This window comes from Nosocomiicoccus ampullae (assembly GCF_019357495.1).
GTDB lineage: Bacteria > Bacillota > Bacilli > Staphylococcales > Salinicoccaceae > Nosocomiicoccus > Nosocomiicoccus ampullae.
On sequence record NZ_CP079110.1, the window covers coordinates 419,835 to 445,724 of the forward strand.

The window sequence follows — 25,890 nt, forward strand, 5'->3', positions numbered from 1 at the left end:
GTATATGATATAATTTAAAGACTAAAAATGAGGTGAAAATGTGGTTAAAAGAATAGTAGATTTCTCTATTAAAAATAAACTTGCGATATTTTTAATGACAATTATTATCGCGTTTGGTGGGTTGTATTCCGCTTCTAAAATGAAGATGGAAATGTTACCAGATTTAGACTCACCTGTACTTACAATTACAACACCGTATCCAGGTGCAACGCCTGAAACGGTATTAAATGATGTGACTGATAAGATAGAGTCACGTATAAAAGGGATGGAAGGCGTCGAGCAAATAGATAGTCAGTCCCTTCAAAATGCTTCAGCAGTGACTGTAACCTATCAGTTTGGTACAGATATGGATAAGACTCAAGATGAAGTAGAAACGATGATCGATGAGTTAGATTTCGGTGAAGGGGTAGAGTCTCCAGAAATCGATACGATTTCAATGTATACTTTCCCAGTGATTAGTTATTCTTTTACTGAAGAAGCGGATGATTTAAATGAATTAACAACGCGCTTAGAAGATGACTTAATTCCTGAAATTGAAAGTGTGGACGGCGTATCCAATGCATCGTTCTCAGGTCAAATGTTAGAACGTGTCGAACTATCGTTTGACGAAAAAGCACTCAATAAAAATGATCTAAGCGAAGAAGATGTTTTAAAATACATATCTGGGGCTGCTGAAAACTATCCCCTTGGATTATATACGTTTGAAGATGAACTTCGCTCAATTTTAATTGACGGTCGATTTAGTACTGTAGATGATTTAAAAGAACTAAGAATTCCTGCAGGAGAACCTGAATCACCTGAAATCGACGATGAAACGAAAGCAAAACTTGCTGCAATGTCAGATAAAGAACGTGAAAAATTCGAAAAAGAAATGGAAAAGGAAGTGCTAGAAAAAGGTCTTCCAACAGTTCAACTAAAAGATATAGCAGATGTTGAAACAGTTTCTGAGCGTGAATCAATTTCAAAAACAAACGGTAAAGACTCTCTAGCAATTCAAGTTGTAAAATCAAACGAGTCAAATACAGTTACAGTTGTTAATGACATTAAAGATACTGTGAATGATTATTTAAAGAATAATGAAGACATCGACGCAGTCTTAATGATGGACCAAGCAAAACCGATTGAAGATTCTATTAAGACGATGTTTGAAAAAGCATTACTCGGTGCAGTATTTGCAATTGTTGTAATACTACTCTTCTTAAGAGATGTTCGTTCGACACTCATTGCAGTCGTTTCAATTCCAATGTCTATTTTAATGGCATTTTTAGTGTTAAAACAACTAGACGTTACAATTAACATTATGACGTTAGGTGCGATGACTGTTGCGATTGGACGTGTAATTGACGACTCAATTGTTGTTATAGAAAATATCTATCGACGACTTACTAAAGAAAACGAACAACTTCAAGGTAGAGAATTAATAACGTCAGCGACGAAACAGATGTTTATCCCGATTATGTCATCGACAATTGTAACTATTGTCGTATTCATACCACTGGCATTTGTATCTGGTGAAGTCGGACAAATATTTAAACCTTTCGCGTTAACAGTTGTATTTGCGTTACTAGCGTCACTTTTAATTGCAATTACGATTGTACCGATGCTTGCGCATTTATTCTTTAGAAAAGGTGTTAAACGTAAAAAACATCATGAACGTAGTAAAATTGCAGACAGTTATCGAAGTATTTTAGAGTGGACACTATCTCATAAAGTCATTACAAGTTCACTGTTAATTATTGTATTCATTGGAAGTTTAGCACTCACACCATTTGTCGGGACAAGCTTTATTTCTACAGGTGAGGATAAGTTCTTAGCACTCACTTATAAACCGTCACCAGGAGAAAAAATTGATGAAGTTGTTAAACATGGTGAAGAAGTTGAAAAAGAACTGAAGAAAAACGATGATGTTTTAAATATTCAATACTCTGCAGGTGGAGAGAATCCATTTAATCCTGTTGCGTCAAATGATATGGCGATGATGGTTGAGTATGATAAAGACACTGAAAACTTCGAAGAAGAACCGTCAAAAGTATTAGAAAAAATCGAAGAGTTTAACCACGACGGCACATGGTCAAACTTAGATGTAGCGACTGGTGGAGCATCCAATGAAATTAAAGTGACACTTACTAGTAATAATAGTGAAGCACTTGAAAACGCAGCAAATGATATTGAACGAGCATTAAGTGATAATGACTCACTTTCTAATGTGAGTTCAGATATTAGTGAAACGTATACTGAGTATAAAGTTGCTGTAGATCACGATGAAGCAGCGAAACTTGGTCTTACTGCTGGTCAAATTGCGATGGAGTTAAATCAGTATGAGCCGGAAAAAGTCGTGACTGAAGTCGGTGAAGTTGGTAAAACTCAAGAAGTAATTTTAAAACATGAAACAAAAGATAACTGGACAGAAGAAGAATTAGAAAACCATAAATTTAAAACAGCACTCGGAGAAACAGTGAGTCTCAGTGATTTTACTAGTTTAGAAAAAGGTGAAACACAAGATACGATTAAACGTGTCAATGGTGATACTTCTGCAACTGTCACAGCAAAAATATTAAGTGATGACGTCGGTACAATAACAAATGACGTCTCAGAAAAAGTCAATAAACTTAACATCGACAAAGATGTATCTGTAAAAGTTGGCGGAACAAATGAAGATATTGAGGATAGTTTTAATCAGTTAGGACTTGCGATGTTAGCAGCGATTCTTATCGTGTACCTTGTACTTGTCTTAACGTTCCACGGTGGAATTGCACCGTTCTCAATTCTTTTCTCATTACCATTTACAATTACAGGTGTTATTATCGCGCTACTTATTTCAAAAGAAACATTATCTGTTCCTGCACTTATTGGACTACTCATGTTAATTGGAATTGTTGTAACGAACGCGATTGTTTTAATCGACCGAGTCATTCATATGGAAGACCGAGGTCTTTCAACGCGTGAAGCACTACTAGAAGCAGCGTCAACACGTGTAAGACCAATTCTTATGACTGCGCTTGCGACAATCGGTGCGTTAACACCGCTTATATTTGGTGGAGATTCATCTGTACTAATTTCTAGAGCGCTCGGTATTACAGTGATCGGTGGTCTCGTATCATCGACGTTACTTACATTAATTGTTGTGCCGATTGTTTACGAAGTACTTATGAATATAAGAAACAAATTCGCTAAAAATTAACTTAAGTAATATAAAACCACTTGATAAACTTATCAGGTGGTTTATTTTTATGTGAAATAAGTCATCATAGAGTTAATTAACAATTTAAGGAAGATATGTATGACGTTAGAAATGTTATTTGTATTAGTCATGATTATCATAATGCTCATGCTTTTATTATTTGAAGTAATTCGAGCAGATTTTGTCGTATTTTTATTTTTAGTTATATTTTTAATGACAAATATGATTTCAACTGAAGATGCACTTAGTGGATTTAGTAACGAAGGACTTATGACGATATTACTATTATTTATTGTCGCGAGTGCGATTGAAAAACACGGTGTTATTGAAGGAGTTATTTATAAGTTACTTGGCGATAACACTTCTCCTAGAATGGCACTTTTAAAACTCCTACCACCTGTCGGTGTGGCGTCGGGATTTTTAAATAATACACCTATCGTATTAGCACTCACACCAGTGATTAAAGATTGGGCGCTAAAGCGTGGATTTAGTCCATCCAAATTTTTAATTCCGTTATCATATATTACGATTATCGGAGGAACACTCACATTAATTGGAACATCGACAAACTTAATTATTCATGGTCTACTCATTTCAGATGGTAAAGAAGGGTATAGCTTCTTCCAGCTTGCACCAGTTGGAATTTTTATATTAATTGTTGGTTTAATTTATCTTGTCACAATTGGGTATAAGTTACTTCCAACACATCTCGGGGCGACTGAAAAGATTGAGAGTGAAACAAAAGAGTTTTTAGCTGAAGCTGAGATCGGTGAAGATTTTGAGTACTGTAACCATTCGGTGTTAGATGTGACAAAACATGCGCTAAAAGGAATATACATTATTGAAATTATCCGTGAAAAGCGTCCGCTTCCTGAAGTAAATGCTTATACATACGTGCAAGCAGGCGACAGAATTATATTTAGTGCAACATTAGAGTCAATTGGTAATATTAAAGATGTAAAGGGATTAACGTTACGTACAGGAAGTGAGTTGACGTTAGACGACTTACAAACGGATGATACTGTATTAATTGAAGCGGTCGTTTCGCACCGTTCGATACTCGTAGGAAAGACGTTAAAATCATCACAGTTTAAAACGCGTTATCAGGCAGGGGTTATTGCGATTCATCGTAACAATAAGCGAATTAACTCAAAAGTTGGAGATATCGTATTAAAACCGGGGGATACGTTATTATTACTTGCGAATGAATCATTTTTAGATGTGAACCGCTATAGTGATGACTTTTACATCGTGACAAACTTAACACCACCAGATAAATTTATTAGAAATAAACGCCAAGGCCTTGGAGTATTACTTCTTCTTGGAGTAATGATTTCATTTGTCGTTCTCGGTATTTTATCGATGTTAAAGGCGATGCTTGTCATGGTTGTGATACTGTCGTTATTAAAACTGATTACCCCAAGAGACGTTGTGACGTCTGTACAATTTGACGTTATTTTACTTATTGGAAGTGCGTTTGGTGTAGGTAAAGCAATCACAAACAGTGGACTTGCGTCATTTGTTGCTGAGCATATCGTTGATTTTGCAAAACCATTAGGGTTAATTGCTTTACTTACAGCACTCTATATTATTACGAATATATTTACTGAACTCATTACAAATAGTGCAGCAGCTGTTATTATGTACCCGATTGCGATTGAAGTCGCTGAAATGATGAATGTTCATTATCTCGGGATGGTGATTGCTGTAACGATTGCGGCGAGTAGTAGCTTTATAACACCGATCGGTTATCAGACGAACTTAATTGTGTACGGTCCTGGTGGATATAAATTTACTGATTATATTAAAGTCGGAGTGCCGTTATCAATTATTACGATGATAATTTCCGTAATAGCGATATACTTTTTATGGTTTTAATGTTTAAGAAGAAGGTAAAGTGGTTATATATTAACTACACAACATTTTAGGAGGTAATTAGTCTATGGCTAAAAAAGTCGCAGTATTAATGACAGATATGGTTGAAGATAGTGAGTTTACAACTCCAAAAGATACAATTGTTGAAGCAGGATACGAAGTAGACGTTATTTCACCAGACGGTAAAGACGTTAAAGGTAAAAATGGCGGAAACTTTGAAGCACAAGCTTCAGTCGCGGATGCTAATCCTGAAGACTACGATGCTTTACTTGTACCTGGAGGGTTCTCACCAGATATCTTACGTGGTGACGCTGAAGATAGACCTGCAAAATTCGCAAGTCATTTCTTAGAAAATGACAAACCAGTGTTCGCAATTTGCCACGGACCACAATTCTTAATTGATACTGGTCTTCTAAAAGGTAGAAACTTAACATCAGTTAAAAACGTTAAAACTGACTTAATCAACGCTGGTGCGGACTGGGAAGACAAATCAGTAATTGTCGACAAAAACTTAATTACAAGTCGTACACCAGATGACTTTGATGACTTTACTCAAGCAATTAGTGAAACACTTAAGTAATATAAATTAAAGGATGAGACAAAATGTCTCATCCTTTTTTTATTGCACTGTTACAGTAATTGCTTTTGCATTTGGCTCACCGAATCGGTCGATGACTGTATATGCGATATAATATTCGCCTGTTTTATTTGTATCTACTTTATCTCCTACGATATGTACGTCTTCAGTAATATCGTGACCATCTGTGTCGATAACTGTGACGTTCTCTTTAGGGTCAAATGATTCTCCAGACTGAATTGTGACGTCTTTTACATTTTCAAAAATGACTCTAGATCCCGAATTTTCTTTTGATGGAGACTTTGGAATTTCTGTAGATTCGTTTTGTGAAACAGTAACGAGTCGGTTATTTTCATACCAAGCACCATCACTATTTGTTACTTTATATGTCAGTACATATTGACCTTCAGTATCAGTATCTACGTCACCATCAACTTCAATATCAGATGTTAAATCCTCTGTTGAATCGACTGCGTACACTCCAGCAAGTGGGTCAAACTCATCTCCAACTTGAACATTTGTCTCATCGATATTGTAGATCATTGGATAATTATTATTATACTCCTCAATGATTGACTCAATAGAAGTTGAATCATCATTATTTTCATCTTGAGGTAAATCAACATCTACTGCATCTGTAGAAAATGCAGTCGGTAGTAAACCAATCATTATTTTTATTAAAGTAGTTTTCATACTAAATTCTCCTTCGAACATCTTAATAATAGTTTACTATGAATTTGAAAAAGAAAAAAGTAGTATCAGAAGTAATAGAAGCGTTTAAGTAATATAAATTATGAAAGAAATAAAAAAAGGTATGCCGAGGCATACCTTAAAAAATTATAAAACATATTATTCAATGTTATTTGCGCGTTTAGCAGCGATTAATGCGTTGTTAAGTACCATTGTAATTGTTAATGGACCAACCCCACCTGGTACTGGTGTGATGTAGCTTGCAACTTCTTGTGCTGAGTCAAAATCAACATCTCCAACAAGTTTACCATCAACTACAGTGTTACCAACGTCAATAACGATTGCACCTTCTTTAAGGTCTTCACCTTTAACAAGACCTGGTTTACCAACTGCAGATACAACAACATCAAAGTCTTTAAGCTTTTCAACCATATTTTTAGTGCGTGAGTGCATTAATGTCACTGTTGCATTTTCGTTAGTGAGTAATTTCGCAACCGGTTGTCCAACGATATGTGAACGACCAATAACTGCAACATCTTTACCTTCAAGTGATCCAGTATGTTTTAATAATTCCATAATTCCAAGTGGTGTACATGGAATGAATGTTTCTTGACCAGTGTAAAGACGACCGATGTTGATTGGGCTAAAACCATCCACGTCTTTTTCAGGTGCGATTGCTTCAAGAACTTTATTTTCATCGACTTGTTTTGGAAGAGGTACTTGTACTAAAATACCGTGTACATTTTCGTCTTCATTTAAACGACGTACAGTATCTAGAACTTCTTCTTCAGTTGCACTTTCTTCTAAGTGTACGATATCAGAAGCCATACCAATTTTTTCTGCTGCTTTATTTTTTGATTTTACGTAAGATAGTGAAGCACCATCATTACCAACAATTACTACTGTTAAGTTTGGAGTAATTCCTTTTTCTTTTAGTGCTTCTACTTGTTCTTGTAAACCTGCGCGGTAATCTTTAGCGATTTCGCGACCATTTAATAATTCTGCTGACATGAAAAGTCCTCCTAATGTTTGTTACTTTCATTATTACAAATTCTACTAAAAATTTCTAGTGTAGACGATTAGTCAAATACATACACGTAGCATTTCCATATTGAAAACGTTTTTTGTATAATGTAACTAGAAAAGCAAACTTAGGAGAATGTAAAATGAATGTAGCAGTTATAGGTAGTGGCGGCAGAGAACACGCAATCGTTAAGATGCTTGCTGACTCTAAAGCCGCGGACAACATCATTGCAATACCTGGTAATGCTGGCATGAATGACATTTGTGAAGTGATGTACCGTGTAGATCCAAATGATTTTGATGCAATTGCAGGTATTTGTATCGAGCATCAAATTGACTGGGTCATTATTGGGCCACCGGAGCCACTTGAAAAAGGGCTTGCAGACTTTTTAATCGATGAATATGGTCTGACTGTATTCGGTCCACGTAGACACGAGGCGTCAATTGAAACTTCAAAAATTTTTACAAAACAGTTATTAGATAAATACAACATTCCAACTGCGGATTATAAAATATTTTCAAATTATAATGAAGCAAAAAATTTCTTAGAGAATACGGACTTTCCAGTCGTTATTAAACACGACGGGCTTGGAGATATTACAAAAGTCGTCGTCGCTAACAATTTAGATGAAAGCATTGAAGCACTCGATCACATCGCTCAGTTTAAAGCTGAAGATACACTAAAAATCGAACCAATTATTATCGAAGAGTATTTAGACGGTGAAGAATTTTCACTTATGGTGCTTGTCAATGAAGATGTGTTTCATCCGTTTGAAATTATTGCTCAAGACCATAAGTCCGCTTATAAAAAGGGTGTTGGCCCAAATACTGACGGAATGGGGGCGTATGCACCAGTCACACATATAGACGAAACGATTCGTCAAGAAGCAATTGATAAACTTGTCGCACCAACGGTTCAAGCAATGGTTGAAGAAGGAATGAACTACTTTGGTGTATTATATCTCGGTGCTATGAATACTAAAGACGGTGTAAAAGTGATTGAGTATAACGCACGTTTTGGTGATCCAGAAGCTCAAGTATTAATGAGTATGCTAGAAAATGACTTTTTAAATATGTTAGAGAAACTAAAACGTAAAGAACCTTTTGAAATGAAGTGGAAAGAGGGCTATATGGCAGGTGTAGTACTTGCGACAAAAGACTATCCATATAAAGAAAATTTTGGTCTTCCACTAGAGTTTCCGGAAGAGTTAAAAAAGCACATGTATATTAGTGGAGTATCTCAAAAAGAAGACGGTAGTTATATTTCGAGTAAAGGACAAGTACTTATGGTTTGTAATCACGGAGATACGATTGAAAAAGCGCTAGATAACGTGTATGAAAATATCCAGCTAATTAAATATAACGATGGTGATTTTTATTATAGAGAAGATATTGGACACCGCGCGTTATATCGAAATAAGTAAAGACGAGCGAAGCTCGTCTTTTTATATTAAATGATTTAAATTGTCGTTTTAGTTATAATATTTTAAGAGGTGAAACGATGTATACACGTTTTAATGACCATAAGGAAACGATCGCTTGTTCGTTGCTTGGGATATTTTTTTTAATACAAGGATTATTTATTTTAATTAATTATAAAGGAATTACAACACCTGAAAGTGGATCTAACGAGAAAGTAAAAAATGTGTTTGATTTTATTAATATTTTCTTTATCGAACTTAGAAATATATTAGGTGTAGTCTTTCAGCACTCGCCATTAATTACTATTTTAACTGGTGTTATTTTAGTTGCGATTGGTGGGGTAATGTTTAAGTTCTCTAGAGTGATGAACCGTACAACGTATTATGACAGACGTTTTATCGTCTTCTTCTTTAGTTTAACGTTTTTAATGTTTATTTGGACAACTGTTTTAATGTCTAACGTCTACGGTTGGACGAGTATGCTATTTTTAGTCGCGTTTATTGTACATATGATTTATAACGTTTTTAACGAATATTTTGATAAGAAATACCGAAAAGCACACTATTTAGTGATTCTATTTTTCTATGCTGTTGCGTACTTCTTTACACAAAATAGTGTCTATAACAATATCGATTCTGGTTTAAGACCTACGGATGTTCTTTCAATTAATATGTACTTTACGATGACGTGGATACTTGGCTTACTGAGTCTATCAGTTGGTGTGTTTTTATCTAAATCAGAAAACATTTTAAAGCGTCCAGTAAAAGAAGAAAAAAATGAGATGTCGCGTGTCGCATCGAGACGTAAATTAAAGTTTGACGTCGATGTGAATAAGTATTTTAAATTTATGCAGCCAGTTTATAATTTTAGAGATAAAATTATCCAAAAGTTTTATGATTTCTTTGAAATACAGCCGGTGAAATGGATAAGAGTGAACTATATTGAACTCGTACTCGGAATATTAACTTTACTCGTTATATTTTTAGAGTTTAACAACCGTAACAACGTTGTCTTTGAAGGATTATTTAAAATTTCAAATATTAAATATATGTATGAATGGTTTAACTTAGCACTTACATTTGTACTCGCATTACTTTACATTATTTTTACGATTTTAAATACGGTAAGAAATACAGCATATAACCGTCAAATGATTATAATTGTTGCATTATGGTTAAAAGTAACTACAAGCTTATTTATAACGCTATTTAGAGATGTCGAGTTAAGTATATTTATACTTCCGTTGAACTTTGCACTCGTGTTACTTACGACACCACTTTTATTAATGAGTATATTTAAAACCTTTAGAGGTGAAAAAGATGAAAAAGCATAATTATAGTGGACGTATTGACTCAAATCGTCCAGAACGGTTTCATCAAATTGTTGAACCATATACGAATGAGGCAAATAGTGACGTAATCATTGGGTTTATGTCTGACGAAGGTGTTAGAAGAAATAAAGGACGTATTGGAGCAAAAGAAGCACCTGAAAAAATTAGAGAAAAATTATCTTCTCTTTCATATACGTCACCAATATTTGATGCTGGCAGTGTTGAAGGTACTGAAGATCTTGAAACATCTCAGCAAATACTCGGTAAAGCAGTCAGCAAATTACTGAGTCATGATAACTTCCCAGTCATTTTAGGTGGCGGACATGAAACAGCATATGGTCACTATTTAGGAGTGCGTGATGTTTATAAAGATAAACGCATCGCAGTATTAAACATCGACGCACATTTTGATCTAAGAAATGAAGAAAAAAGTTCTGGTACGATGTTTTACGAAATGTTAAGTGAAGACGATAAGATTGACTACTTTGTCATCGGAATTCAACCGTTTAGTAATACGAAATCACTGTATGAAAATGCAGAGAAATTTAACGTTAAGTATTGGACACTTGATGAGTTACGTAATGATTCGTATTTATCCGCAATAAAAACAGCACTTGAAGACTATGATTATGTATTTATGACATTATGTATGGATAGTATTCAGCAGTCATATGCTCCAGGAACAAGTGCCCCAGCACCTAACGGATTTACTGCTGAAGAAATTATTAAAACAGTGAAATATTTCGCATCACTAGAAAATCTTTCATCGTTTGATATTTCAGAAGTGTCGCCACCACTAGACATCGACGACCGTACATCAAGTCTAGCGGCGTTAATTGTGATAACATTATTAAATGAAAGAAACAGTAATTAGGAGGATTATCATGAATGAATTTACAGATCAACAATTAAATGCAAAAATTCAAGAGGCAAGAGAACTCGTTAAGAAAAAAGCAATTAAATCAGGTGTTGCTGCAGCACTTCCAGTACCTCTTTTAGACTTAGGTACAGACGTTAAATATATGGCAGAAATTGAAGATGAAATTAATGAAGTTTTCGGTGTAACGAAAAAAGACATCGAAGATAATGCGGATGCTCTTAAAACACGTATCATGATTATGTTTTCTAGTGGTGCGGGTGATGTTGTGTCTAAGTTTTCATCGAAAGTATTATTAAAAGCTGTCGGTGGTTTTTCTAAAAAAGATAAAAAACCATCACTTGCCGTATCTAAAGTGATTACACACAGTGTAAATGGAGTTGTAAGTTTTTATCTTATGAAAAAGCTCGGCGACAGTCATATTGATTTTGTTGTAAAACAACTTAAAAATTCATAAATGTGTAATAACTTTTAATGAAATTCTCTGTGAAATCGTGTACAATTATTATAATTCATATGTTTAGGCGTTTTGTAAAGGAGAGAGAACATGCAGAAAAAAACGTTTTCTGTTGTCGATGAAACAGGTATCCATGCGAGACCTGCGACTAAACTTGTACAAACAGCAACAAAGTTTAAGTCTAACATTGACCTAGAATATAACAGTAAAAAAGTAAATCTCAAATCTATCATGGGTGTAATGTCACTTGGTGTTGGAAAAGGCGCGGAGATTACAATTCACACATACGGTGATGACGAGACAGAAGCACTTCAAGCCATTCAAGATACATTGATCCATGAAGGTTTGATAGGTGATGAGTAAATTAACAGGTATCACTGTTGAGCCTGGAATTGTAAGTGGAAAAGTAATCATTGTCGAAGATGTTTTCTTTGATATCAACTCAAATTCAATCGATGCTGCTTCAACTTGGAAAGAATATCAACGTTTAGATATCGCTATAGAAACCTCAAAAAGAGAACTTCGTGTTATTCAAGATAATAGGGAGTTCTCTATTTCTTTAGGCGACGAAGCAATTTTAGAAGCACAAATTATGATGCTTGAAGATCCGTACTTTATCGGAGATATTAGAGAAGTAATTGATCAGAAAAAAACAGCAGAGTATGCAGTTAACTTTGTAAAAGATGCACTGACAGCTTCTTTTGATACGATTGATGATGCGTATTTACGTGCGAGAAGAAATGATGTCATTGACCTAACTGAACGTATTATCGCAAATCTTCTTGATACACCTAGAGTAGACTTATCACTACTTAATTCAGATACAATTATTATCGCAAAAGAACTTCCGCCATCTATTACTGCAAGTTTAGACAAAAAGTTTGTTAAAGGTGTCGTATTAGAGTCTGGTGCCAAACATTCACATACCGGATTATTACTGATGTCAAAAGGAATACCTGCTTTATTTAACGTGGAAGATGCGATTCATCATGCGAGAAATCATAATTTTGCAATTTTAAATAGTCATGAAAGTATAATTAATTTCGCACCGACGAAAGAAGAATTAGAAGCTGTTACACTCGTAGAAGAAGATGACGATGATAGTGATATTGACTTAACAAAAGAAACGTATTCAAAAGATCACGTCAAAATTAAAGTGTCAGCGAATGTTTCGATTCAGTCTTCCGTTGAAGAAGCGCTTCGCTATAAAGCTGAAGGTGTCGGGTTAATGCGTACAGAATTTATGTATATGGATCACGATGATTTCCCAAAAGAATCTGATGAAAATAGAGTATATGAATCGGTCGTAAAATCTCTAGAAGACGTGACGTTTCGTTTACTCGATATCGGTGGAGATAAGTTTTTACCATATCACCCAAAGGAATTACTCGACGAAATTAACCCAGCACTAGGTACAAGAGGTGTTAGATTTTTAAAACTTTATGAACAAACACTTCGCCAACAAATTCGAGCGATTATTCGTGCGAGTCGATTTGGTACAGTAAAAATTATGGTGCCGATGGTAACGTCTGTTGAGGAATTTTTATGGATACAAAATATACTTCGTGAAGAAGAAATCCATTTAAGAATGACAGAACAGAAAATACCACTTGGTGCAATGATTGAAACACCTGCATCAGCGATACATGTCGATAGTTTCGCAAAGTATGCAGATTTTTTAAGCATCGGTACGAATGACTTAACACAGTTTTTACTCGCATTTGACCGAACGAGTCCGAACTTTGATACACTTGCTCAGTCAATGCATCCGAGTATTTTTAAAGTAATACGAAATGTCGTAATAAGTGGTAAAAAGCACAACATACCAGTTTCGATTTGTGGCGTACTTGCACAAAACATTGAAGCAATACCAATATTACTTGGGCTTGGTATTCGTCATATTAGTATCGATCCAAATAAAATGGTCGAAGTAAAATCAAAAATATCACAATTAAAAATTAAACAACTTCGTAGATTACGCCCGCTAATCAATCACATTGAAACAGAAGAAGAAATACTCTCTGTTGCACGCAGATTAAATCAGTCAACCTAAATACAATGTATTTAGGTTATTTTTTTACTGTAACGCAAAACTTTTGTGAACAGTTGAACATGTATATTATAATTGATATACAACAAAGAGTATTTTAAATATATATAAGGAGGAGAAAAATGGAAGATGTTTTAATTGGTCGAATACTGACCGGTTTAACACTTGGTGTACATATTCTTTACGCGACCATAGGTGTAGGTATTCCGTTACTTATTATGGTTTTAGAATTTTTAGGTATTAAAAAGAATGACTACCACTACTTAACAATGGCGCGTCGTATCGCAATGGGATACACAGTAACTGTTGCGGTAGGTGTTGTAACAGGTACGATTATCGGTCTTCAATTATCACTCATTTGGCCAGAGTTTATGCAGCTTGCAGGTCATATTATTGCGTTACCACTATTCATGGAAACATTTGCGTTTTTCTTTGAAGCAATATTTTTAGGAATTTATTTATATACATGGGATAGATTTACGAATCGCTGGCATCATTGGTACTTAACAATTCCAGTTGTGCTTGGTGCAGGAATTTCAGCAGTATTTATTACGATGGTGAATAGTTTTATGAACTCACCAGCTGGATTTGAAATTGTAAACGGTACGTTAGTAAATGTCGATCCACTTAAAGCGATGTTTAACCCTTCAATGCCAGAAAGAGTATTTCACGTATTAGTGACTGCTTATATGACTGCAGCATTCATTATGGCATCAATCGCAGCATTTAAATTATTAAAAGCAAAATTTGATGAGGACCGTGAGTATCATAAAAAAGGTTTAAAATTTATGATGACAATCGGTTTAATCATGTCAGCACTCACACTTCTTGCTGGGGACCTTTCGGCAAAATATTTACATGAAAATCAACCAGAAAAGCTGGCAGCAATGGAGTGGCACTTTGAGACTGAAAGTAATGCTGACCTTATTTTATTTGGAGTTCTTGATGAAGAAAGACAAGAAGTTAAAGGTGCGATTCATATCCCGAGCGCATTAAGTATTTTATCGGACTGGAAACCAAGTACTGAAGTGACAGGACTTAACGACATTCCAGAAGATGAATGGCCACCACTCGTTATACATTACTTCTTTGACGTCATGGTATTTTTCGGAATGTTTGGTTTAGGTGTGAGTATTTTATACTTCATCTTGCATTTCTTTAAGAAAGATTTTCTATATAGCACACCGATGTTATATCTATATGTATTAACTGGACCGTTATCATTTTTAGCGATTGAAGCGGGTTGGTTTACAGCTGAACTTGGACGTCAGCCATGGATCGTCCGAGGATACATGCGAGTCAGTGAAGCAATTACTGAAGCGAGCGGTTTAGGTTTAACATTAATCCTATTCGGTATTTTATACTTCGTTTTAGTAACGACGACGATTTTAGTTATGACACGTATGTTTAAAGATAAGTCAGCAACAAAAAGCCAAATCGAATACTACGGCAAAGAGAGTTTAGATGAGACTGGAGGTCGATTCTAATGGATTTCGCTACTTTAGGTATAACGGTTTTATGGACGTTTTTATACAGTTATGTGGTGATTGCATCGATTGACTTTGGTGCAGGGTTTTATAACTTCTATGCAAAACTTACAGGTAAAGATAATATCATCACACCAATTATTACTCGGTATTTAAACCCTGTATGGGAAGTAACAAACGTATTCTTTGTATTCTTCTTCGTTGGAATTGTTGGGTTCTTCCCAGATACTGCGTATTATTTAGGGACAGTGTTACTTATTCCAGCATCGATTTCATTAATTATGTTAGCGATTCGAGGAAGCTACTATGCATTTAACCAGTACGCAAAAGATTCAAATATGGTCTGGGCATTTTTATACGGAGTGACAGGGTTATTCATACCAGCGTCTCTATCAGTCGCTTTAGTAATTGCTGAAGGTGGATTTATTGAAGAGACTAGCGCTGGATTAGATCTTGACTTTATAGAGTTATTCTTTAACGGTTACGCATGGTCTGTCGTATTTTTAGCAGTAATCTCAGTACTTTATATTTCAAGTGGATTTTTACTATTTTACTCAAACCGTGCAAAAGCATATGAAGCAGTTAAATTAACGAGAACATGGTTCTTAACGTGGACAATACCGATGCTCGTCATTACACAATTTGTTTTTATAGAGCTTCGTGCGACTAATAGAGAACATTTTGACAATGCGACACAAAATTACTGGTACTTATTCTTGTTAAGTTTCGTATTTATGTTAGTTGCGATCTACTTAGTATATAAAAAGAAAAATTATGGTGTTGCGTTTATTATGATTATGCTTCAATTCGCAACGGCATTTTTCGGATATGGTATAAGTAAATTGCCGTATATTTTATATCCGTTCATTGAACTTGATTCTGTAGTTAACGACTCGATGGCAATCGCACTCGTTATTGTATTCATTTTAGGTTTACTACTCTTAATACCAAGTCTTATAATGTTAATGAGATTATTCTTATTTGACAAAGACTACGTACAAGGTAAGGAGTAAATTATGAAAAAAGAGTTTGCAGTCATCGGTCTAGGAAGATTTGGTTCTAGCATTATTAAAGAGTTAAGAGAACTTAACGTAAACGTACTTGCAATTGATAAAGACGAAGCGGTTATTAATGATTATAAAGATATGGTGACTGAAGCAGTCATTGGTAATACGATGGATGAAAATGTGCTGAAAAGTGTTGGGATCACAAATTTCGACCATGTAATTGTCGCTATCGGTGAAAATCTCCAAGCAAGTATTTTAACGACATTAATTTTAAAAGATCTTGGAGTAGAGAAAGTCACGGTAAAAGCACAAAACGATTATCATGGCAGAGTGTTAGAAAAAATCGGCGCAGATGCAGTTATTCATCCAGAACGAGATATTGGTCGATTACTCGCACATCGACTTGTTTCAGCACATACACTCGATATATTAGAAATATCCGATGACCATTCAATTGTAGAGTTTAAAGCAATTGATGATTTTACTGATAAAACACTCGAACAACTCGACTTTAGAAATGAATTTGGAGTATCAGTACTTGCAATCAAAAGACATGAACACATCATTGTCTCACCAGATGCAAATACTAAAATTATAGAAGATGATATACTAATTTTAATTGCGAGTGACCAAGATTTATCTAAATTTGAAATTGTCATGGGAGACCATTAAAAAATACCCGTTACTTAATTGTAACGGGTATTTTTGTGTTATTTTTTATTTTCTAATGTTTCATCGTTGACGCGCATAATCATTGGTAAAATCATCGGTTTACGATGTGTTTTCTTATATAAATGGTTCGATAGTTCTTGAATGATTAACTGCTTCACGTTGAACCATTCGACATTTTCTTGTTCTTCGAGTAATTTTTCTATAGAATCTTTTAATCGCTTTTCTGAGTTACGGATGAGTTTAAATGATTCTCTCATATATACAAATCCACGAGAAATAATATCTGGTCCAGAGAGTAATGTTTTTGTTTTAAAGTCAATCGATACGACGACGACTGCTAGACCTTCTTCAGATAGTTCTTTACGATCTCGAAGGACAATATTTCCAATATCTCCAATGCCGATACCATCAACGAATACTGTACCTGCAGGTACTTTACCAGATACTTCTGCACTGTTTCTATCGATTGATAAGACATCTCCATTTTCCATTAAGAAGATTTTATCTTTATCAACACCTGTATCGATACCGAGTTCTTTATGAATTTTTAGCATGCGGAATTCACCATGTATAGGCATAAAGTACTCTGGACGAATGAGTCGTAACATCAGTTTTTGTTCTTCTTGAGAACCGTGTCCTGACGTATGGATGTTTGACAGTGGGCCATGAATAACATCTGCACCTGCTTTATATAAAGCGTTGATCGTCTTATTTACACTCATCGTGTTCCCTGGAATTGGTGAACTACTAAATACGACCGTATCGTCTGGAATGATTGAAATTTGTCGGTGTGTACCGTTTGCGATACGTGAGAGTGCCGCCATCGGTTCACCTTGAGATCCTGTACAAAGTATCATAATTTGGTGTTTTTCATAACGATTAATTTCTTTTGCTTCGATGAACGTATCAACAGGTGCTTTAATATAGCCAAGTTCTTGACCGATTTTAATGTTGTTTTCCATACTTCTACCGAAAACGACAATTTTACGATTGAATTTTACAGCTGCGTCAATTGCTTGTTGCACTCTGTAAATATTTGAAGCAAAAGTAGCAAATATGATACGACCGGAGCATTGTCTAAATATATCTTCTACGTTTTGACCAACTTCTTTTTCACTTATCGTAAAGTTTGGTACTGTTGCGTTTGTTGAGTCTGAAAGTAGTAGAAGAACACCTTCTTCGCCAAGTTTAGCCATCTTCGCAATATTTGCAGGTTCACCGACAGGCGTGAAGTCAAATTTAAAGTCACCTGTATGAACGATGTTTCCTTCAGGTGTTTTTACAACGACTCCGTATGCTTCAGGTATTGAGTGTGTTGTTAAGTAGAATTCGACAGACAAATGTTCAAACGTTAATACATCGGATTCGTCAATTGGATTTAAAGACGTACGATGCATGAGTTTATGTTCTTCTAATTTATTTTGTATTAAACCAAGCGCAAGTGGTCCAGAATATATTGGTACTGAAATTTCTTTTAATAAAAATGGAATTCCACCGATATGGTCCTCGTGACCATGCGTAACGACAAGCGCTTTAATTTTATCTTCATTTTCTTTTAAATAAGTGTAGTCTGGGATAACGTAATCGACACCAAGTTCATCGTCACTTGGGAATTTTATCCCTGCATCAATAATAATAATTTCATCTTTATATTCCACACAGTAAGTGTTTTTCCCGATCTCCCCAAGTCCACCTAGGGCGAAAACATTTACTTTAGAAGTTTTACTCATCTAGCTTAATAACCTCAAAGTTTTCATTATGTTCTTTTTCATAGGCTAAATGATCGGGACTTAACGCTTCAATGTGCTCTAGTGTAACTTCTTTATCAGCAAAATACTTTCTTACTTGTTCAATATTTTTTGCTTCAATGTAAACTGATAATGTTTCTTCACGTATAATACGCTGTGTTTTATGGTTTTGATAAAATACTTTAAAAATATTCATACTTAATAACTCCTTAATTATTTAATAAAAAAACAAGATGTGCTCAACCTGTAAGCACATCTTTCAACCGGATGGATATCCTTTTTATACTTAGTTGCAAACCGCCAATACGGCCTTTAGATGTTATTGAGTCTATCTATTAGTGTTAAATTGTCTCAACACAACTCGTACCTTTTTACTTAAGTTTATTTTACCTCATAGACGAAAAGGTTGCAAAGACTTTATAATAATAAAAAAGGAGGTAGACTAATGGATGCCTTGGCGATTTTTGACAAAATTAAACAAGAAACTAAACGTGAGGACAAACCGTTTCAGCTCGTCGAATTTAACATGAGAGATAACATGTATATAATGAATGTTATCTACGGGAATGTTGTTACGACGAGTAACAATCATCATACATTTCCCCACGATTTAGATCCTGAAATTTTAAACAAAGAAACGTACGAGCAATTAACAGAATTACTCGATGATAAAAAAATTCCTTATACTGTTCGTAATGATGATTTTATTTAATTATTCTACAGGTACCGCATTTTTATGAGGCACTTCAGGATTATCTTTATCGATATGGTCGTAGAACATAATGCCGTCTAAGTGGTCCATTTCGTGTTGGAGTACAACCGCAAGCAGGCCTTTTGCTTTAATCTCGACTTCGTTGCCGTCGATATCTAAAGCAGTCACTCTAAAACGTTTATGTCTATGCACGATGCCGTCAATATCTTCATCAACACTTAAGCAGCCCTCACCACCAGGAATGTATGTTTCTTGGACTGAGTGGCTTTTTAATTTTGGATTGATGAGCATTAAGTCGTGGACGGGTTGATTATCTTCATCTGTAATATAGATTGCAATCATTCGCTTATCTAAATTAATTTGCGGTGCAGCGAGTCCAACTCCAGCTCTTAAATTATATTTTTCAGCGAGTGTTTCATCTTGAGAGTTAATGAGAAATTCTCTCATTTCACGTAATTCACGTTTTGTCTCTTCGTCAATTTCTGTAATTTCTTTAACTTTTTTTCTTAAGATCGGATGTCCATCTCTGACAATATCATCCATAGTAAGCATATAATCTCTCCTACTGTCGTTAATTCATTCATTTAATTATACAATAATTCTATGAAATATATCAAAAACAACCATTCATAACTTTAAACTATCTATAATGATAATACTTAATAATGCTTTAAAAGCTGATATCTTTTATATGATATATTAGTTTGTGTTATCATAAATGTAAGCATTTTTATGAAAGGTATGGTGAAGAAGTATGGCACCGAAGAAAAAAGGGTTTGATCCGGTGGCTCAATTAAATGATATTGAAGAATCATTTGAGCTTTTTCAAATATTAGATGAAGAGGGTAAAATCATTAATAAAAATGAAATGCCAGATTTATCTGATGATGATTTAGTTGAAATTATGACACGTATGGTATGGACGAGAGTGTTAGATGAACGCTCAACTTCATTAAACCGTCAAGGACGTTTAGGGTTCTATGCACCAACTGCAGGACAAGAAGCGTCACAAATCGCAAGTCATTATGCGATTGAAAAAGGAGATTACGTTTTACCAGGATATCGTGACGTTCCACAGTTAATTTGGCACGGGTTACCATTATATAAAGCATTTTTATTCTCTAGAGGACACTTTGAGGGTAACAAGTTCCCTGAAGGCGTAAACGCTCTAAGCCCGCAAATTATCATTGGTGCTCAGTTCGTTCAAACTGCAGGTGTCGCACTCGGACTTAAAAAGAGAGAAAAAGAAAATGTAGCGATTACTTACACTGGTGACGGTGGTACTTCACAAGGGGATTTTTATGAAGGTATTAACTTTGCAGGTGCATTTAAAGCGCCAGCAATTTTCGTCGTTCAAAATAACCAGTATGCAATCTCTACACCGAGATCACTCCAAACTCAAGCAAAGACTTTAGCACAAAAAGGTGTCGCAGCAGGTATTCCGTCTGTTCATGTTGACGGTATGGATGCACTTGCTGTTTATAAAGTAACTAAAGATGCACGTGAGCGTGCAATCAAAGGTGAAGGCCCGACATTAATTGAAACAGTATGTTATAGATTCGGTGCACACACATTATCAGGAGATGATCCGACTCGTTACCGTGAAGAGTCTGAAGATAATGAGTGGGCGAAAAAAGATCCAGTCGTTCGTTTCAGAAAATTCTTAGAATCTAAAGATTTATGGAATGAAGAAAAAGAAAAAGAAGTAATGGAACGTGCACGTGAAGAAGTTAAAAAAGCAATTAAAGAAGCTGACAAAGTCACACCACAATCTATTACTGGTTTAATGGACTTAATGTATGATGAGAATCCATCAAACATTAAAGAACAATATGAATACTACAAAGGGAAGGAGTCGTAATTAATGGCTGAATTAACAATGATCCAAGCGATCACTGAAGCGATGAAAACAGAACTTAAAAACGACGAAGATGTACTCGTATTTGGTGAAGACGTTGGAGTTAACGGTGGGGTGTTCTTAGCGACACAAGGACTTCAAGAAGAATTTGGAGTCGACAGAGTGTTCGACACACCACTTGCTGAAAGTGCGATTGCTTCACTTGGTTTAGGTTTAACATTAGAAGGGTATCGTCCAGTTATTGAAATTCAGTTCTTTGGATTCTTATTTGAAGCAATGGACGGGATCGCAGGACAAATTGCGCGTCATAGATATCGTTCTGGTGCATCTAAAAGCACACCGATTGTAGTTCGTGCACCATTTGGTGGTGGCGTAAACACTCCTGAACTACACGCAGACTCATTAGAAGGTTTAATGGCACAAACACCAGGTTTACGCGTAGTCATTCCTTCAACGCCAACAGATGCTAAAGGATTACTGATTTCAGCAATCCGCTCAAATGACCCAGTCATTTTCTTAGAGCATATGAAACTTTACCGTTCATTCCGTGAAGAGGTACCTGAAGAAGATTATGAAGTTGAAATTGGTAAAGCATCAGTTAAACGTGAAGGTACTGACGTTACACTCATTGCATACGGTGCAATGGTACATGAAGCAATTGCCGCAGCTGAAGCATTAGAAAAAGAAGATATTTCTGCTGAAGTTATTGATCTTAGAACAGTATCGCCAGTAGATTATGAAACACTTGTGAAATCTGTTGAAAAGACAAATCGTGCAGTTGTAATTCAAGAAGCACAGCGCCAAGCAGGTGTCGGTGGACAAGTAACTGCTGAACTTCAAGAGCGTGCTATTCTTTCGTTAGAAGCACCAATTATGCGTGTAAGTGCACCAGACACAGTATATCCATTTACTGCAGCAGAAAAAGTTTGGTTACCAAACAAAAATGATATTATTGAAAAAGTAAAAGACGTTATCAACTTCTAAATAGATGGAGGGAAATACATGGCATATGAAGTGAAACTTCACGATATCGGTGAAGGAATTCATGAAGGGGAAATCGCAAAGTGGTTTGTATCTGAAGGAGACAAAATCGAAGAAGACGATTCTCTTGTAGAAATTGCAAACGATAAGGCAGTCGTAGAAATGCCATCACCAGTGTCAGGAACGGTTGAAAAAATTCACGTTGCTGAAGGTGAAGTAACAACTGTTGGTACGACAATTGTAACGATTGACGACGGTAGTGAAACTACGTCAGGTGACGATGTAGAAGAAGAATCTGAAGAAAAAGAAGAAGTTAAAGAAGAGTCAAAAGATGAACATAAAGACTCTAAAGAAACAGAATCTAAAGAAGAAACAGAATCTAAAGAAGAAGTTAAATCTGAAGATGATTCCAAAGAAACAGATAAACGTTTTGTTAAAGCGATGCCGTCAGTACGTAAATTCGCTCGTGATAATGATGTTGACATTACTGAAGTAGACGGAACTGGTAAACATGGTCGTGTTACAAAAAGTGATGTTGAATCATTTATGAATGGAGATTCTAAAACTACGACTGAAGCTGAAGAAGGTTCTTCTGAAGAGACTCAGTCAACACCAACTACTGAGCGTCCAGAAGGTAGAGAGACACGTGAGAAAATGTCTTCAATTCGTCGTACAATTGCTAAAGCGATGGTTGAAAGTAAAAAGACTTCACCACACGTTACAAATATCGACGAAGTAATTGTAGACAACTTATACGATCACCGTAAGAGATTTAAAGCGTACGCTGAAGAACAAGGTACAAAACTTACGTACTTACCATACGTTGTTAAAGCGTTAGTTTCAGCGCTTAAAAAGTATCCAGAATTAAACACGTCAGTCGATAGTGAAACAGATGAAATCATCCGAAAACATTACTATGATATTGGTATTGCTGCCGATACTGACCGTGGTTTAGTTGTTCCAGTCGTTCGTGACGCAAATACAAAATCTATATTTGAAATCGCAGATGACATCATAGAACTTGCAACTAAAGCGAGAGATGGTAAACTAAAAATGGAAGAGATGCAAGGTGGCAGCATGTCAATTTCTAACCTCGGATCTGAAGGTGGTAAATGGTTCACACCAGTGATTAACCAACCTGAAGTTGCGATTTTAGGTATTGGACGAATTGAAGAGCAACCTGTCGTTGTTGACGGTGAAGTTGTTCCGGCGAAAGTTCTCGCAATTTCAATTAGTTATGACCATAGAGTAATTGATGGTGCAGTTGCACAAAGGGCATTAAACCATATTAAAAAATTATTAAATAATCCAGATTTACTATTAATGGAGGGGTAAAATAATGGTTGTAGGAGATTTCGCAATCGAAGTAGACACAGTCGTCGTTGGTGCTGGTCCAGGTGGATATGTAGCAGCAATTCGTGCGGCTCAATTAGGACAAAAAGTTGTTCTTGTAGAGAAAGAAAAAGTTGGTGGAGTGTGCTTAAACGTTGGATGTATTCCTTCTAAAGCATTAATTGCTTCATCACACAGATATCAAGATGCTAAAAACTCTGAAGATATGGGAGTTAAAGCTAAAGATGTTGAGTTAGACTTCTCTAAAGTTCAAGAATTTAAAGGTAAAGTAGTCGACCAACTTGTTGGTGGTGTTGAATCACTACTTAAAGGTAACAAAGTTGAAGTTGTTAAAGGTGAAGCTTACTTCTCTGGTAAAAACAGCGTTAAAGTTGCGACTGAAAAACAATCACAAACTTATGAATTTAAAAATGCAATTGTAGCAACAGGTTCTCGTCCAATTGAAATCCCTGGGTTTGAATTTGGTAAACGTGTTCTTGATTCAACAGGCGCTTTAGGTTTAGAAGAACTACCTGAAAAATTAGTTGTTATCGGTGGAGGATACATCGGTACAGAACTTGGTACTGCATACGCTAATCTAGGTACAGAAGTAACTATTTTAGAAGGTATGAAAGATATTTTAGGTGGTTTCGAAAAAAACATGACTTCATTAGTTAAACGTAACCTTAAGAAAAAAGGTGTAAAAGTTGTCACTCAAGCGATGGCTAAATCAGCTGAAGAAACTGACAACGGCGTTAAAATTACTTATGAAGATAAAAAAGGCAACACTGAAGAAATCGAAGCAGATTACGTATTAGTGACTGTTGGACGTCGTCCAAATACTCAAGAAATCGGTCTTGAAGATATCGGTGTTAAACTTGACGATCGTGGACTTATTGAAGTGGACAAACAAGGTCGTACTTCAGTAGATTCAATCTTTGCAATTGGTGATATCGTTCCTGGTTTACCACTTGCACATAAAGCAAGCTACGAAGCAAAAGTTGCTGCTGAAGCAATCGCTGGTGAAAAATCTGAAGTAGATTACATCGGTATGCCTGCAGTGTGCTTCACAGAGCCAGAACTTGCATCAGTTGGTATTAACGAAACTGAAGCAAAAGAAGAAGGTCTTGACTACGTGACAGGACGCTTCCCATTTGCTGCAAATGGTCGTGCGATCGGTTTAAACAAAACAGACGGTTTTGTAAAACTCGTTGCGCGTAAAGAAGATGGTTTAGTTATTGGTGCACAAGTAGCTGGTGACGGTGCTTCAGACATTATTTCTGAACTTGCATTAGCAGTTGAAACAGGAATGACGTTAGAAGATGTTGCATTAACAATTCACCCGCACCCAACATTAGGTGAAATGCCAATGGAAGCGGCTGAAGCAGCTCTTGGTCAACCAATTCACTCACTATAATATTTTAGTAAAGCGCTCGTTTGAGCGCTTTTTTATTTGGAGGATTTTTTATGGAATATAGTTACCCACTAGACCTCGATTGGTCAACTGAAGAAATGATTGCAGTCACACATTTTTATCAAATGATAGAAAAAGGGTATGAATCAGGCGTTAAGCAAGAAATATTAAGTCAAGCGTATCAAGAATTTAAACAAATCGTCCCGAGTAAAGCAGAAGAAAAGACACTATTTAAAGAATTTGAGAAAGTATCGAATTATCGTCCTTGGGATTTAATAAAGCAGTTAAAAAATAGTGAGAAAAATGATATTATTAAGCCTTAGATTTCAAATAATGTATATACTATTTTGAAATCGGGTATATTCATAACACCTAAGTAAAAGGAGTGAAAAATATGGCTAAAAAAGATTACACAGTTAGAGTCGAGCCAATTTCAAGAATTCCAGAAAAGATTTTTGGCTGGTTAGGATGGCTTGCACTACTTGCGATTGTAATATTCATTGCATACTTATCGTTTGCACTTGTAAAAGATCCTGACTTCGTAAATGTTATTCGTGAACAAAGTATTAATATGGCAAACGAACAAGGAATAAGTGCAGCAGAAGTAGAATCTATGGTTTTAGACTCAATAGGTAATATGTGGATTCTAAGCTTAATCGGGGTAATTCCTTTAATTATTTCATTTATTGGTTTAATTAAAATGAGAAAACGAATATTAGCAGGTGTGTTACTGTTAATTACTGCGATTATTATTGCGCCGTTCATAATTACACTATTTTCATCATTAATGTTCGTTATTGCAGCAATTCTTTTATTTGTTCGTAAAGATAAAGAAACAATCGTCGATGAATTTGAGCATCATGATAATAGAAACTTTAATGATTATGATGATGACGTACGCATTGCAGAAGACAAAAGAGTAAATCGTCCTGTAGATAACTATGAAGAAGAAGATTTAGAAAAAACACGTATGTTTGAAGCGGTCGATGAAGATGATTATAAAGAGACTCGCTTAGATGAGGATGAAGAAATTGTCATTAGAGGCGGTTCTAATGAGAGTCAAGATGCAAAGCGTCTAAGACGAGAAAACGTTAATCGTAGAAATGAAGATTAATAATTCTAAGCAACTATTTTTTAAATAGTTGCTTATTTTTTTGACTAAAATTAAATTTTCAGAAAATTTAGTTGTATTTTGAT

The 25,890-nt window shown here is 35.5% G+C and carries 24 protein-coding genes; 19 read left to right on the forward strand and 5 right to left on the reverse strand.

What is annotated here, in order from left to right:
* The first annotated feature begins 40 nt into the window (after positions 1 to 40).
* The 3 genes from KPF49_RS02170 (at position 41) to KPF49_RS02180 (ending at position 5,636) form a co-directional block, all read left to right on the forward strand.
* A complete protein-coding gene (locus KPF49_RS02170) occupies positions 41 to 3,181 on the forward strand; it encodes an efflux RND transporter permease subunit (protein ID WP_183674028.1) in 3,141 nt (1,046 codons plus the stop codon).
* A 99-nt stretch (positions 3,182 to 3,280) separates the two neighbouring features.
* The gene (locus tag KPF49_RS02175; protein ID WP_183674030.1) at positions 3,281 to 5,059 is read left to right on the forward strand and encodes an SLC13 family permease; all 1,779 of its coding nucleotides are present in this window, start codon (positions 3,281 to 3,283) and stop codon (positions 5,057 to 5,059) included.
* A 64-nt stretch (positions 5,060 to 5,123) separates the two neighbouring features.
* Positions 5,124 to 5,636 carry a type 1 glutamine amidotransferase domain-containing protein gene (locus tag KPF49_RS02180; RefSeq protein WP_183674032.1) on the forward strand — a complete coding sequence of 171 codons (513 nt, stop codon included), beginning with the start codon at positions 5,124 to 5,126 and terminating at the stop codon, positions 5,634 to 5,636.
* A 39-nt stretch (positions 5,637 to 5,675) separates the two neighbouring features.
* On the opposite strand, the gene KPF49_RS02185 is transcribed toward KPF49_RS02180, so the two are convergent.
* Positions 5,676 to 6,326: an immunoglobulin-like domain-containing protein gene (locus KPF49_RS02185; protein WP_183674034.1), complete on the reverse strand. Its 651-nt coding sequence runs from the start codon at positions 6,324 to 6,326 to the stop codon at positions 5,676 to 5,678.
* Between the two features lie 156 nt (positions 6,327 to 6,482).
* Positions 6,483 to 7,334: a bifunctional methylenetetrahydrofolate dehydrogenase/methenyltetrahydrofolate cyclohydrolase FolD gene (folD, locus tag KPF49_RS02190; RefSeq protein WP_183674036.1), complete on the reverse strand. Its 852-nt coding sequence runs from the start codon at positions 7,332 to 7,334 to the stop codon at positions 6,483 to 6,485.
* Between the two features lie 155 nt (positions 7,335 to 7,489).
* On the opposite strand from folD, the gene purD reads away from it, so the two are divergent.
* From purD to KPF49_RS02235, 9 genes are all read left to right on the forward strand, one after another.
* Positions 7,490 to 8,770 (forward strand): phosphoribosylamine--glycine ligase, encoded by a 1,281-nt coding sequence (purD, locus tag KPF49_RS02195; protein WP_183674038.1) that lies wholly within the window; start codon positions 7,490 to 7,492, stop codon positions 8,768 to 8,770.
* 77 nt (positions 8,771 to 8,847) lie between these two features.
* Positions 8,848 to 10,101, forward strand: coding sequence for a lipoteichoic acid stability factor AuxA (gene auxA, locus KPF49_RS02200; protein WP_183674040.1), 1,254 nt, complete (start codon positions 8,848 to 8,850; stop codon positions 10,099 to 10,101).
* Positions 10,088 to 10,972, forward strand: a complete 885-nt coding sequence (gene hutG / locus KPF49_RS02205; RefSeq protein WP_221265235.1) for a formimidoylglutamase — start codon at positions 10,088 to 10,090, stop codon at positions 10,970 to 10,972. Before auxA ends, hutG begins: the two co-directional genes overlap by 14 nt.
* Positions 10,973 to 10,982: 10 nt before the next feature.
* On the forward strand, positions 10,983 to 11,432 hold the full coding sequence (locus KPF49_RS02210; protein ID WP_183674044.1) for a hypothetical protein: 450 nt from the start codon (positions 10,983 to 10,985) through the stop codon (positions 11,430 to 11,432).
* Between the two features lie 90 nt (positions 11,433 to 11,522).
* Positions 11,523 to 11,795, forward strand: a complete 273-nt coding sequence (locus KPF49_RS02215) for a phosphocarrier protein HPr (protein WP_183674046.1) — start codon at positions 11,523 to 11,525, stop codon at positions 11,793 to 11,795.
* The gene (gene ptsP / locus KPF49_RS02220; protein ID WP_183674048.1) at positions 11,788 to 13,485 is read left to right on the forward strand and encodes a phosphoenolpyruvate--protein phosphotransferase; all 1,698 of its coding nucleotides are present in this window, start codon (positions 11,788 to 11,790) and stop codon (positions 13,483 to 13,485) included. The genes KPF49_RS02215 and ptsP overlap by 8 nt, the downstream gene beginning before the upstream one ends.
* Positions 13,486 to 13,604: 119 nt before the next feature.
* Positions 13,605 to 14,969, forward strand: coding sequence for a cytochrome ubiquinol oxidase subunit I (locus KPF49_RS02225; RefSeq protein WP_183674050.1), 1,365 nt, complete (start codon positions 13,605 to 13,607; stop codon positions 14,967 to 14,969).
* The gene (locus KPF49_RS02230; protein ID WP_183674051.1) at positions 14,969 to 15,982 is read left to right on the forward strand and encodes a cytochrome d ubiquinol oxidase subunit II; all 1,014 of its coding nucleotides are present in this window, start codon (positions 14,969 to 14,971) and stop codon (positions 15,980 to 15,982) included. The genes KPF49_RS02225 and KPF49_RS02230 overlap by 1 nt, the downstream gene beginning before the upstream one ends.
* A gap of 3 nt (positions 15,983 to 15,985) precedes the next feature.
* Positions 15,986 to 16,648, forward strand: a complete 663-nt coding sequence (locus KPF49_RS02235; protein ID WP_183674053.1) for a potassium channel family protein — start codon at positions 15,986 to 15,988, stop codon at positions 16,646 to 16,648.
* Between the two features lie 38 nt (positions 16,649 to 16,686).
* On the opposite strand, the gene rnjA is transcribed toward KPF49_RS02235, so the two are convergent.
* Both rnjA and KPF49_RS02245 read right to left on the reverse strand, forming a co-directional pair.
* Positions 16,687 to 18,378 (reverse strand): ribonuclease J1, encoded by a 1,692-nt coding sequence (gene rnjA / locus KPF49_RS02240; protein WP_183674055.1) that lies wholly within the window; start codon positions 18,376 to 18,378, stop codon positions 16,687 to 16,689.
* Complete coding sequence (locus KPF49_RS02245; RefSeq protein ID WP_183674057.1) at positions 18,371 to 18,592, reverse strand: RNA polymerase epsilon subunit; 222 nt, start codon at positions 18,590 to 18,592, stop codon at positions 18,371 to 18,373. The genes rnjA and KPF49_RS02245 overlap by 8 nt, the downstream gene beginning before the upstream one ends.
* Before the next feature lie 249 nt (positions 18,593 to 18,841).
* On the opposite strand from KPF49_RS02245, the gene KPF49_RS02250 reads away from it, so the two are divergent.
* The gene (locus tag KPF49_RS02250; RefSeq protein ID WP_183674058.1) at positions 18,842 to 19,108 is read left to right on the forward strand and encodes a hypothetical protein; all 267 of its coding nucleotides are present in this window, start codon (positions 18,842 to 18,844) and stop codon (positions 19,106 to 19,108) included.
* Here the strand turns inward: KPF49_RS02250 and def are convergent, their stop codons facing one another.
* Complete coding sequence (def, locus tag KPF49_RS02255; RefSeq protein WP_183674060.1) at positions 19,109 to 19,660, reverse strand: peptide deformylase; 552 nt, start codon at positions 19,658 to 19,660, stop codon at positions 19,109 to 19,111. It lies immediately after the preceding gene.
* Positions 19,661 to 19,862: 202 nt separating this feature from the next.
* Here def and pdhA point away from each other — a divergent pair, with 202 nt between their 5' ends.
* The 6 genes from pdhA (at position 19,863) to KPF49_RS02285 (ending at position 25,807) form a co-directional block, all read left to right on the forward strand.
* Positions 19,863 to 20,969 carry a pyruvate dehydrogenase (acetyl-transferring) E1 component subunit alpha gene (gene pdhA, locus KPF49_RS02260; protein WP_183674062.1) on the forward strand — a complete coding sequence of 369 codons (1,107 nt, stop codon included), beginning with the start codon at positions 19,863 to 19,865 and terminating at the stop codon, positions 20,967 to 20,969.
* Between the two features lie 3 nt (positions 20,970 to 20,972).
* Positions 20,973 to 21,950: an alpha-ketoacid dehydrogenase subunit beta gene (locus tag KPF49_RS02265; protein ID WP_183674064.1), complete on the forward strand. Its 978-nt coding sequence runs from the start codon at positions 20,973 to 20,975 to the stop codon at positions 21,948 to 21,950.
* Positions 21,951 to 21,968: 18 nt separating this feature from the next.
* Entirely contained in the window at positions 21,969 to 23,282 is a 1,314-nt protein-coding gene (locus KPF49_RS02270) for a dihydrolipoamide acetyltransferase family protein (RefSeq protein ID WP_183674066.1), read from the forward strand.
* Positions 23,283 to 23,286: 4 nt separating this feature from the next.
* On the forward strand, positions 23,287 to 24,696 hold the full coding sequence (lpdA, locus tag KPF49_RS02275) for a dihydrolipoyl dehydrogenase (protein ID WP_183674068.1): 1,410 nt from the start codon (positions 23,287 to 23,289) through the stop codon (positions 24,694 to 24,696).
* Positions 24,697 to 24,746: 50 nt separating this feature from the next.
* Positions 24,747 to 25,016 carry a UPF0223 family protein gene (locus KPF49_RS02280; RefSeq protein WP_183674070.1) on the forward strand — a complete coding sequence of 90 codons (270 nt, stop codon included), beginning with the start codon at positions 24,747 to 24,749 and terminating at the stop codon, positions 25,014 to 25,016.
* Between the two features lie 71 nt (positions 25,017 to 25,087).
* The gene (locus KPF49_RS02285) at positions 25,088 to 25,807 is read left to right on the forward strand and encodes a DUF4064 domain-containing protein (protein WP_183674072.1); all 720 of its coding nucleotides are present in this window, start codon (positions 25,088 to 25,090) and stop codon (positions 25,805 to 25,807) included.
* The last annotated feature ends 83 nt before the right edge of the window (positions 25,808 to 25,890 follow it).